Annotated in this window: 6 protein-coding genes; all 6 read left to right on the top strand. The window is 59.2% G+C overall.

Translation table 11 applies throughout. From position 1 onward, the window contains the following. The first annotated feature begins 730 nt into the window (after positions 1–730). The 6 genes from VGD45_RS30075 to VGD45_RS30050 all read left to right on the top strand — a co-directional run bounded on the left by VGD45_RS30075 (position 731) and on the right by VGD45_RS30050 (position 10,589). The gene (locus tag VGD45_RS30075) at positions 731–1,234 is read left to right on the top strand and encodes a hypothetical protein (protein ID WP_331159100.1); all 504 of its coding nucleotides are present in this window, start codon (positions 731–733) and stop codon (positions 1,232–1,234) included. Further along, on the top strand, positions 1,212–2,072 hold the full coding sequence (locus tag VGD45_RS30070) for an SEC-C domain-containing protein (RefSeq protein ID WP_331159099.1): 861 nt from the start codon (positions 1,212–1,214) through the stop codon (positions 2,070–2,072). Before VGD45_RS30075 ends, VGD45_RS30070 begins: the two co-directional genes overlap by 23 nt. Before the next feature lie 166 nt (positions 2,073–2,238). Further along, complete coding sequence (locus VGD45_RS30065; protein ID WP_331159098.1) at positions 2,239–6,261, top strand: hypothetical protein; 4,023 nt, start codon at positions 2,239–2,241, stop codon at positions 6,259–6,261. A 925-nt stretch (positions 6,262–7,186) separates the two neighbouring features. Continuing rightward, a complete protein-coding gene (locus VGD45_RS30060) occupies positions 7,187–7,624 on the top strand; it encodes a hypothetical protein (protein ID WP_331159097.1) in 438 nt (145 codons plus the stop codon). Positions 7,625–7,719: 95 nt separating this feature from the next. Continuing rightward, positions 7,720–9,069 (top strand): HNH endonuclease, encoded by a 1,350-nt coding sequence (locus VGD45_RS30055; protein WP_331159096.1) that lies wholly within the window; start codon positions 7,720–7,722, stop codon positions 9,067–9,069. 242 nt (positions 9,070–9,311) lie between these two features. Further along, the gene (locus tag VGD45_RS30050; RefSeq protein ID WP_331159095.1) at positions 9,312–10,589 is read left to right on the top strand and encodes a DEAD/DEAH box helicase; all 1,278 of its coding nucleotides are present in this window, start codon (positions 9,312–9,314) and stop codon (positions 10,587–10,589) included. The last annotated feature ends 32 nt before the right edge of the window (positions 10,590–10,621 follow it).

Below are 10,621 nucleotides of genomic sequence, written 5' to 3'. Positions count from 1 at the left end.
AGTGAACCTCGGTCATATCGTGTGTTGCGGCGCGTTCCGCTACGGTTTCGACGGCGTGTGCCAGTTCCAGATTGCGAAGCGCCACATTGAGCGGGTCCAGCAAGAGCGCTGTCGTCTCGCCCGACGTGCGCTGGGCTTGCTGCCGCCCGTAAGACGAGCGCAATGGCCCGTGCTTCGGCGATGTCGCTCATGACGTCCATGCGACACGCCCGCGGATGAGCGCAAATCCAGAACCGGCGGTTGACTTGACGGTCGGGTGGGAGATGTCGAGACGATCGGCCTCGGCGGCGACGCATGCCGTCGCAGCCTGAGTGAAGGCGTGGGGGAGCATCAGCGACTCGGAAAATGAGACGCCCGCGACAGATTCGCGCGAGAATGCGGGCAGCAATCACAGCCTCCGATGAAGTTGTGGTCAGGGCCGTCGTCGGTGTTCCACCACCGGTGGCGGTCCGGTCTTGGAGGCCGGTGAAGGCGGGGTGGAAGCGGCCTCGCTCCTCGCCAATATCGGCGGGATCAGCCTAGCGGACACGCCGGGCAGCTGAAACTGCAGGAACAGAGCAAATTGCTCGTTCTCGACTTGGATCAATAACTTAGCCGAACTAACCTGCATTGGAGCCGAACTGCATTTCGGTCTTGCTGGGCAGGCGAGCGCACGAAGAAGCAAAATCAACTATGGCCCAACAAGCGACGCCGACACCGCCGAGGTGCCATCTCAAAGGAAAAGAACACTATGTTAGGAATTGAGCCGAAGGATTTAGTTGAGTTCGTTCCGGTCGTAGACGACCGGGAATACCGCGCCTTTCAGGCCGCCAACTCAAGGGGCATCCTTATCGTACCTGAGGTTTACGGTGAGGCCGGGCGTGTGCTCACGTCAGACGGAGGTGATTTCCGCAAATGGACCAAGCACAATGCACCCTCGATATCGATACAAGTTCAGGAGAAACAACCGCTCCTTGTTCGGAGATCTGCGAGCTATTGGCTCCCTCTGGTGTTTCTCGCTACTGACATTGCGCTTCCCATTTACCTCAATCTTGTTGCGAGCTACCTATACGACAAGATGAAAGGAGCCTTGGGAAACGAGAAACCGCGCGTGCACTTTAGTGCCGTATTCGAAGAAACCCCATCTGGAGTCGTTAAGCGATTCAACTTTGAAGGGGATGTTGACGCGCTTCAGAAATTAATCAAAAAGTTCGACCTCAACGAGTTCCTCGATGACACGCGCACTCCAGACTGAATTTGGGACTCACCTACTTGCCGAGGTCTCGCTCGAAGCGAAGAAGGTGCTCCGGGCTCTTAACGCCATCAACTTCAATGAAGCCAAAGACGTCGCATCGACGTGTGAAGCACTACTTGCGCGAGATACGAGAGCCAGTATGCAGGATGAGGCTCAGTTGAATGACCTGTACGTGCTGAAAGTGTATTCGAGGTTCCTGCTTTTCTATACGCAAACTTGGGAAACAGTTCTACTTCAGCGTTTCTCAGAATCCTGGAGGTTTCTGCAGGATTCCTTAGACTGTCTTCGCCTAGTGAAGAAATTTTCGGCAATCAACATCGGCTTCTTCGAGAAACAATTGCTAGAACTCGAAAAGACCTACCCGTATGGCGTATTTTTTAGTGTTGGAATGAAGGTCGGTTACTACGAATGCAGCGTATGTGGCCTTGACATCGACTCCGACTCTTGCGCACACATGAGAGGGCAACTCTATTCTGGCGTGCTCGCACAAGCGATCGCTCGTGAAGATCAAGAAGTGGACCACATCGCGATGGTACCCAACCCGAGAGACAAACGATGCGTGGTTCAGTATGACGATGATGGCGAGCAGTTCAAGATTGTGCGGTATCTCGCCGAGCTACTTAGAGCCGCCCGTTTTCGTATCAGCGATTTCGGAACACTCCGCTTTTCAAAGCGCCGGCGTCCAAATCCTGGCTGGCGGAAGTTAGGCCGGAACGAACAATGCTATTGCGGCAGCGGCTCGAAGTTCAAGCACTGCTGCATCTCGAACGCATATGAGGAAGGAGATCATGTCGATATCGTGGCCGAACCACGGAATGTTGAGGATGTAGCGATTTGAAGATCGAAGCGGGCGATCGACGTCAGTGACCCAACGCCCCCCTTCACCTCGTCGTGCCGCAGACTTCACGCGGTAACCAGCAGCATCACTGGGGGACTTTCATCGCGGCATAATACGTCGTCGGCTTGGTCGCCCCAAGCCCGCCCCGCAACGACGGAGAACCGTTTTGCCAAGCCCTGTTGCCAACATCGCACTGCTCGATCGGCGCGTCGAAATCCTCGAGGGCGCTTCAGGCCGCTCCGATATCACACGCGTGAGCCATCTGCGCGATTGCCCCTATGTAGTGCTCGTAGGAGAGCCTGGCAGCGGGAAGTCCAGCGCCCTTCAGAACGAAGCGGGACATGCCGGCAAGTCAGTGGTGAAAGTACACGAGCTGATGATTGGCCTAAGCGCCGGGGAGCGCGACGTGCTGTTTCTCGACGCGCTGGACGAGTATCGGATGGACGGGCAGGAGGAGGACAAAGTTCTGCAGCTTGCCAAGACGCTGCGGGAATCTAGCGTTAGCCGATGGCGGGTGACGTGTCGATCCGAGGATTGGCGCAAGGGTGCGGACCTGTCGGCGCTGTCGCGAGCATCTTCCGGGGAACAGGTAATCGTCGCGAAGTTGCTGCCGCTCGATCAGGATGAAGCTCGAGCCATTCTGCTGACATTAGGCGAAGCCGCACCAGACGCGTTCATTGCCAAAGCCTCAACGCGCGGAGCCTCATCACTCTTGGGGAGTCCGCTGCGCCTGAAACTGTTGCACAAGGTAGTGACGCGCGACAATCGCTGGCCCGTAGGTCGATATGAACTCTTCTCCGCAGCGGTTCAAAGTCTGGCGCACGAACACAACGAGAAGTACCAGTTCCGTCCGAGAACGACGCCTGCAGGCATCCTCTCAGCCGCAGAGCGCGCGTCGCTCCTCCTTCTGTTGGCTGGGGCGCGCGCTATCTGGCGCTCCAACGGCGAATCTCCCGATGCATCGTTTGAAAGAAAAGCCTTTCTTCCGGCTCATGAGCTGGGACTTGATCATTCAGTCATCTCCGACATGCTGGATACAGGCCTCTTCGCGGGCGAAGGCGAAGAGTTCGAGCCCGTCCACCGGACTATTGCGGAATTCTTGGGTGGCTGCGCGCTCGCAAACGCCGTACACGGTGATCAGACGCGTGCTGCGTTTCCGCTGAGCCGTGCGCTCGCGGTCATCACCGGCCCAGACGTCCTACCCCCTACCGAACTCCGCGGCCTGTATGCGTGGTTCGTATGCCATCTGTCTCAGCTCGCTGAAACAGCACGGGCAAGGCAGCTCATAGAGAAAGACGCCGCGACCGTGCTGTTCTATGGCGATGCTGCAATCTTGCGAACAGAGGAGCGCCGCACGCTGCTGCAAAACCTCGACCGGCTCGACCCATACTTTCTCGCATCCGAATCGCCCGACTCGGCGATCTCGGGACTAGCCAAGCCCGATCTCGTTCCTGAATTCCGGCAGATCCTTGAGGCCTCTACCGTCGAGTCGCACCACCTTTTGACGGTCTTCGAGGCGCTTACACACGCAGAGACTATCCCTGAACTGCGCCCCCTGCTGCGACAGATCGCCCTTGATCCGAAGCGGCCCGAATGGCATCGCGTTCGGGCAGCGGAAGCTTGGCTCAACGATTCCGGCGCGTCCCCTCGTAAGCTGTTCAACGAACTCGCCGGCGAGCCTAACTCTCCGGCGCGCGAGGCGCTGCGCCTGCATCTTGCAACAAAGTTTGCCGCTGACCTGACCATCAACGAGATCCAGTCCGTGCTCGCCGATTTCGAGCGAACGCCCGATGACAACACCGTTGGCCGCTTGATCGAGTTCGCCGCCGCAGTTGCAAAAAACCCGGTCGTCCAGGGCCTCTTTGACGTTTCAGTTGGAGACTGGTTGCCAAGCCCTGAAGCGCGGCGTCATTCGGTCGAGCTCGAGCACGCGCTCGATGTGCTGTTCGCAGCAGCCATTCTCCGCGATCTCCAACTGCCGGCGGCGCGCCTTTGGAAGTTGATCAACAATGCACGGCGCGGGATCTGGCAGAACCTCCACGAGAAGGCGCAGGACGCAATCCGAGTGTGGCTCGACCATTGCGCTGACCGTGAAAGAGAGCTTTTTAATGTGATTCTCGCGGATACAGAAACGGAGGAGCATCCGGCACAGCCCCCAAACGCTTTCATCGTGGCGACTGGGCGCCCCCCATCGCCCGCTCTGGCACGCTCCCTACTGGCGTGCGCGAAGAGCGCATCGCCAGAGCATGCCACGCGTCTGGAAGGTGTGGCCGTAGAGATCGCGCGTTCCTCCCCGGATACCGAACTTTACGCGGATACCCATGCGCAACTACTCGCAAGCGGGATCGAAAGCCCGCTCCTCGAACGGCTTCGCTCGGGAGCGGCCGAGCGCGCGCGCATCGCGGAAGAGCAGCGCACCGAAGAGCGCGATGAGGAGACTCAGAAGGCGAGGGCGAGCAACGTTCGCATCCTCACACCGTTGCTGGACGAACTGAAGGTCGGCCGCTTTCCGCATCATTTGTCGTGGGCTGCTGAGGTGTATTTCTCACATTCCCGCAACCGAGCAGCCATCCAAGGTGATATGACTCGCCTGGAGGAGCTGCTCGATCCAGCGACGTTCAACGCCATCCTCGAGGGCTGGGAACACCTGAGCACGCGCGAGCTTGTCGAGGTCGATGCGGGAAAGCTCGCCAAAGCCGACGCGGAGAACCGCCGCTTCTATGTGGAATGGCCCGCAATGGCTGGCTTGCATCGGCGTTTGCGGCGAGCGGAACTACCTCCGTTTAACAAGACAACCATTATTATCGCTCTTGTGGTGATGCGATCTGCTGGGCTGGTAAGGGATCTCGAAGAACGGAAGCAGCTTTTAACGTGGGCGCTGGATTTCATCGATGCACATCCAGAAGTCGGCGCGAAGGCGCTAAGTGACTTCTGGATCTACGCGCTCGATTGCGGCGCCAAAAGGCTCGAGCCGCTGTGGCAGCTTGGCGAGAATGGTCCCCGACGGCCAGCGATCGCAGATGCGCTCGATGCGCTTCTGTCGCAACGATCGAATATGCACCCTGAGGCGTTGCGGCCGGCACTGCGCGCCGGTACGGCACATCTTGGCGCCGCACGATTGAAGGTACTAGCGGAACAAGCGCTGTCCAATGATGAAATCAAGGGATCGCAGAGACGCATCTGGAGTTTTGTCGCCTTTGCGCTAGATCCGGAAAATCATTGTGAACGGTTTCTCACTGAGCATCGCGATGAAGCCGCACAACTGTTCGATGAAGACATTCGCCAGGCGCTCCTCGAGCCCTTCCGCAATTTGCACGACTCGACACTGACACTCCGCGAAACTACGATCATTCGTCTGCTTGCGAGATCGACCGCGCCAGAACAGGACGGTGAGGGGTGGTATTTCACTGGGGCGGTGCAGACTGTTCGCGGAGCGATTGCTCTTCTGTCACGCACACCTCTGAGCAACGCAGGGTCTGCCCTTGCATCACTCGCGTCGGATACCGAGCTCACGCCATGGCGGCCGGCGTTTCGGCACGCGCACGCGACCTGGGCTGCTCAGCAACGTGAGAAAAGCTTCCGTCATCCTCGTCCCGCCGAAGTGACTACAGCACTGGACGGCGGGCCGCCTGTGAACTCAGCGGACCTCTTCGCCGTCGTCATCGAAGAATTGCGCGGGCTCGGTGACGAACTTCACAGTGGCGACAGCACCCCATGGAAGAATTACTGGAACCTCAGCTCGTATGGAAAGCCCATCGATCCCGTCATTGAGAATGAATGTCGGAATCGATTGCTGCTGCTCTTACGTGAACGATTGCGCCGTTACGATATTGCGGCGGCACTCCCAGAAAGTCGTCAGCGCGAGGACAGCCGTGCCGACGTGATCGTATTGAGTCATGCGGGTCGATCTCTCCCTGTGGAAGTGAAGCGACACTACCACCGGGAAGTTTGGACCGCGCCGACCGAGCAGCTAATGGGGTACGTCCAGACGCAGGGCGCAGATGGCTATGGCATTTACCTAGTTTTCTGGTTCGGCCACGAAATCGAGGAGCCTCCGAAACGCGTCGACGGGCAATCGCCCAGAACCGCTTCGGAAATGGGTGCGCTTCTGATTGATGACCTCGCACCGGAACTGCGTGATCTTCTACGGGTTATCGTACTCGATGTATCGCCGCCTGCCTCCCATTAGAGAGAAGTATCGATCGAGCCATCCCTACGATGGTACACAAACGAGTGCTCTCGCTAGATGGGGGTACGAGCTTGGTTGGCCGCCGAAGCAGCCTTAGTGACTGGCTCATCTCCCGCGCACTCGAATCGGCACCGCAGGAACAGAGCAAATCCCCTCTTCCAAACTACCTGCATTGACTAAAAGCTACTAAGCGCTCAGGCAGCGATCGACCCGCAGCGGAAGTTCGACGCCTTGCAACTCGGTCTCAATCGCTCGCCGCGTCCATAATTGCAGAGGCCCAAAGAGGTAGCCGAAGAACCGGAGACCGAGGGTCGAGGGGTTGGTCACGCCCGGGTGTTCATCGGGCTCAACGACGATGTTCGATTTCGCCAACATCTCAAGGAAAAGGATATCAAGCCGACCTTCACGCAGTGGGAAGGTCCGACGTTCGTGACACACGTGGATAGGAGTGAAATGTTCTTTTGGTTGCCGGAAAAAAACGCGCAAATCTGGAGGCAGAACTCGCAGGCGCCTGAAGTGCCATCTGCTCATGGCCCGAATGCGGTCATTCTACGCGTATGCAGCGCTCAGGACCCCTGCACGCGCGGTAGCTTTGCCCGAAGGCAGACATGCTGAGCCATAACGCTGACTGCCGCCCTCACGCGTAGTGGCTCGCACGCTCCGCGCACGAAGTGCGCGGAGCTTAGAAGCATCTTTTTTTCGAATGCTGACTGTTGCTATATACAGTTGTGACGCTCCCGAGATACGATCGATCCCGTGCCTGATCTAGGGCACACCGATCTCCGCTCGAAACCCATCCCGTACTTTTCGAGCGGCCTTCAAAGTCTATCTAACAGCGAGTGAGTTCAACGCATCAAAGGCGGCGCTCGACGGTGCTAGAACACCGCCGAACGCCTAACCAAATCACCCTTCATCGGAGGATGACATGGCTACTAGCGATGATACTTCCAAGCCGCGCCGTTCACGACGCAAACATTCCACAAGCACCGCCGTGACGCCGAGCGCGGCACCACTCGGCAGTGGCGATCCGCTAACACCACCACCACCAAGTCCGCCGCGGACCTTAGAAGAAGCCGTGCAGAACGTGCGAAGCCTGCTGATGCAGGTGCGCGCGACGCTTCATTGCTTGTCGGACGTATTGCTGTACGCGGATGACGAGGACTCGGTCTTGCACGCGGAAGTGGCGAAGGCTCTCGAGAGCTGGGTGAACGAGGCGACGGTGATGTTGGATCTCGTGAACCTAAAGCCGTTGATCGAGGCGCTTCGGCAGCGCGGCGGTGGAGAGCCAGGCGAAGGTGGGGCGGAACCCGCGAGCCGTGGACTGTATCAGGTGAGGGAGCCGACGCTCGTGTATATGGCGTGAGTTTTGAGGCCTGAGCGCCCTCTGCCGTGGAGTCGAAAGCGAACGGCAGAGGGTGCGAGGGACGAGGCGACGAAGTGTTCTGCGGAGACTGCACCATGAGTATGGAAAGTGTTCACCGAACCCAGCAAGACGAAGCGCGAGCCGCCGACTGGCAATCGCTCCAGAACCTCGGCCACCAGATCGTCGAGCTCGCCGGCCACCTCAACGCGGCCAACTATCGTTTGTTAATGCTCATCGCCGAGTGGGATCGCCGCAAGGGCTGGAGTGATGGCGCCAGCGCCTCTTGTGCTCACTGGCTAAACTGGAAGTGCGGCATCGACATGGGCGCGGCGCGCGAGAAGGTGCGCACGGCGCACGCGCTGTTGAACCTGCCGAAGATCGCCGCGGCAATGGAACGCGGTGAGTTGAGCTATGCGAAGGTCCGCGCGCTGACGCGCGTGGCGTGCCCCAACACCGAAGACACGCTACTCATGTACGCGCTGCATGGCACGGCGGTGCATGTAGAGCGCATCGTGCGTGACTTCCGCCGCTGCAAGGAAGCGGAAGAGTTGGGGCGCGAGGCGCAACAGCAGCTCGATCGGAAGCTCACCTGGTTTCATGACCAAGATGGCATGCTCGTCATCAAGGCCCGGCTGCCCGCCGAGGCGGGGCAGATGTTTCTTAAGGCCATCGAAGCTGCGTGCGAAGAGATTCCAACTGAAGATGACGTTTCTGCGGAAACGCCAACTGTTAAATGGCAGATCCATTCATCGGCTGGCAGGGTCGATGCCCTGGCCGTCATGGCGGAAACGTTCCTCGCCCAAGGCCCGGCCGCGCTCAAAGGTGGGGATCGACATCAGATCGTCGTGCACGTAGCCGCCGAGACGCTGCGAGACAGCGCGGCCGGCCGTTGTAACTTCGAACATGGCCCCAGCGTCTCTGCAGAAACGGCGCGGCGGCTATCTTGTGATTGCAGCGTCGTTCCCATCGTCGAGAACGAAGACGGCGAGCCGCTCAATGTGGGCCGGAAGACGCGCAGTATCCCGCCGGCACTACACCGCGCGATGAGGTCGCGCGACCGCGGCTGTTGTCGCTTCCCCGGCTGCCCCAACACCCGCTATCTCGATGGTCACCACATTCAGCACTGGGCGCACGGCGGAGAGACGAAACTCTCCAACCTCGTGAGTCTCTGCCGTTTTCACCACCGACAAGTACACGAAGGCAACGTCGCGGTCCTGGTGCTCGACGACGGCGCGATTCGTTTTGTGACACCCACCGGTGAATCCTTCGATAGCACGCTACCAAACCACACCCAGCCACTCAGCGATTGGCACCAGTTAGTCGCCACGCATGAAGAACAAGGGTTGCACATCGATCGCCGCACGGCCGCGACTCGCTGGGATGGCGAACCTTACGACCACGCATGGGCAATTGAATCGCTGTTACGTCGCTTGCGAACCGGATGAGGCGGGATTGTCGACCCGCAGGGGCGCTAAGATTCGAATCGATAGCCGCGAGGGGACAATAGACGACAGCACTGCAGCTCATGCACGAGCTGACTGGCTTATCGACAGGTCCATTACCCCTTCCAGTCCAGCCGAGAGTTGGCGCTCGTGAGGAGCCCGGAGGAGGATTTACTGCAGGAACAGCGCATGACGCTTCGGGTGGATGATCCCCCAGGGACGCGAAACCGTGCGATCATGACGGCATGACCGAATTCTCCAAGTCGACGTCGATCGAGCCACAGGCCTTTGCATCGCTCGCGCTGTCCCCGCAGATCGTTCGCGCCGTCCAAGAAAAAAACTACACCGCGCCAACTCCCATTCAGAGCGCGGTAATCCCAGGCGTGCTGAAAGGTCGGGATGTTTGGGCGTGCGCTCATACCGGCTCGGGCAAAACGGCCGCGTTTGCTCTGCCATTGTTGCAGCGGCATTCGGAAGCCGGGCGCGCTAGGCCGCGGCGAGTTCGTTCGCTGATTCTGGTGCCAACGCGCGAACTCGCCGCGCAGATCGGCGCATCGATCGAGAGCTACGCGCGCTATCTGCCTGACGCAATAAAGGTCGCGGTGGTGTTCGGCGGCGTGTCCATCAATCCTCAAATGATGGCGTTGCGAGGCAGCGCCGATGTGGTCGTCGCGACACCGGGTCGACTGCTGGATCTGGTGGAACACAACGCATTGAGTCTGCAGTCCGTTGCAACGTTGGTGCTCGACGAGGCCGATCGGTTGCTGGACCTCGGCTTTGCCGACGAGCTCGCGAAGGTGTTGAGCTTGTTGCCCGAGCGTCGTCAGAACCTGCTGTTCTCCGCGACGTTTCCGCCCGCGGTCAACGCGCTCGCGGAGATTCTGCTGCGCGATCCGCTGCGAGTCGATGTTCCTTCCACACCGGCGACCGTGCCGGACATCGATCAGCGCGCCATCCAGGTAGACGCGCCTCGCCGCACTCAGTTGTTACTTCGGCTGATTCGGGAATACAGCTGGACTCGCGTGCTCGTGTTCGTTGCCACCAAATATTCCACCGAGCACGTGGCTGAGAAGCTGCGTCGGGCAGGCATCAAAGCCGCGGCGATTCATGGCGAGCTCAGCCAGGGCGCGCGAACTCGGGCATTGGCGGATTTCAAAGCACAAGAGTTGCAAGTCCTGGTCGCAACCGACCTCGCCGCGCGGGGTATCGACATCATGTCCTTGCCCGCCGTTGTGAACTACGATCTGCCACGGTCCACCGATGATTATGTTCACCGAATCGGCCGCACTGGACGCGCCGGCCAATCGGGTGTGGCGGTGAGCTTCGTGAGCGCAGGCACGGAGTCGCATTTCAGATTGATCGAAAAGCGGCACCGAATGACTCTGCCGCGCGAGATCGTCCCCGGATTCGAGCCGGTGCAAACAACCGCACCGATCGCGTCTTCGCCTGGCGCGACGAACGGTGGGATCAAAGGCAAGCGAAAGAGTAAGAAGGATAAACTGCGGGAGCAGGGTTTGAAGTAGGGCGATCGTCGCTGGCCTTGCATTTTGGTTCT

This window comes from Steroidobacter sp. (genome assembly GCF_036402275.1).
GTDB lineage: Bacteria > Pseudomonadota > Gammaproteobacteria > Steroidobacterales > Steroidobacteraceae > Steroidobacter.
This window is presented reverse-complemented; position numbering and strand designations above follow the sequence as displayed.

Excerpts from the sequence above, each read along its gene's own strand:
- VGD45_RS30060 (WP_331159097.1), top strand. The coding sequence starts at position 7,187 with ATGGCTACTAGCGATGATACTTCCAAGCCGCGCCGTTCACGACGCAAA.
- VGD45_RS30075 (WP_331159100.1), top strand. The coding sequence starts at position 731 with ATGTTAGGAATTGAGCCGAAGGATTTAGTTGAGTTCGTTCCGGTCGTA.
- VGD45_RS30050 (WP_331159095.1), top strand. The coding sequence starts at position 9,312 with ATGACCGAATTCTCCAAGTCGACGTCGATCGAGCCACAGGCCTTTGCA.
- VGD45_RS30070 (WP_331159099.1), top strand. The coding sequence starts at position 1,212 with ATGACACGCGCACTCCAGACTGAATTTGGGACTCACCTACTTGCCGAG.
- VGD45_RS30055 (WP_331159096.1), top strand. The coding sequence starts at position 7,720 with ATGAGTATGGAAAGTGTTCACCGAACCCAGCAAGACGAAGCGCGAGCC.